We start from the raw sequence: 541 nt of genomic DNA on the forward strand, positions 1-541 counted from the left end.
GAGGGGTGCATGAGACGCATTTAGGTACTCGTGTCGAACACATTTTTGGAAAGCCCTGTCAACACTACTAGCAAAAGTTCACGAAACTTTGCGCGAAAGTTAAGTTCCGTAAACCTATCTCTGTGTGGACAAGGCCTTCCATTCATAAGAAATGAACGAAAAAATTATGAAAGAACAAACATAAATGTGGTTTAATGATTTTAACTTCCGCCGCCGCGCCGCGCAGACCGCACCGTGTTTGACGCAATGCGTGAAGTATTCACGCAGTCTTGTAGGCGCCATGCGTTTCACGCTGACCGCACTGTGTTTGGCGCAATGCGTGAAGTATTCATGCATTCTTGTAGGCGCTATCCGTTTCACGCTGACCGCAATGACCGCACTGTGTTTGATGCAATGCGTGAAGTATTCGTGCAGTCTTGTAGGCGCTAATATGTGTTACATGCCGATTGCCGCGCCGAGGGCTTCTCCTTTTCATCTCAAGTCCTTGTCATCATTTCTCCCTAAGTTGCGCCGTTCCAGGCCAAATTATGTATTTGGTTTC

Annotated in this window: 1 protein-coding gene; it reads left to right on the top strand. The window is 47.1% G+C overall.

The annotated features are described in order from the left end of the window. Positions 1-184: 184 nt before the first annotated feature. Positions 185-541, top strand: a 357-nt coding sequence (locus ACJ5GX_RS07710; RefSeq protein WP_495292874.1) for a hypothetical protein, incomplete at its 3' end; no start/stop codon positions are given.

The sequence above is a fragment of the Wolbachia endosymbiont of Tuta absoluta genome (assembly GCF_059414725.1).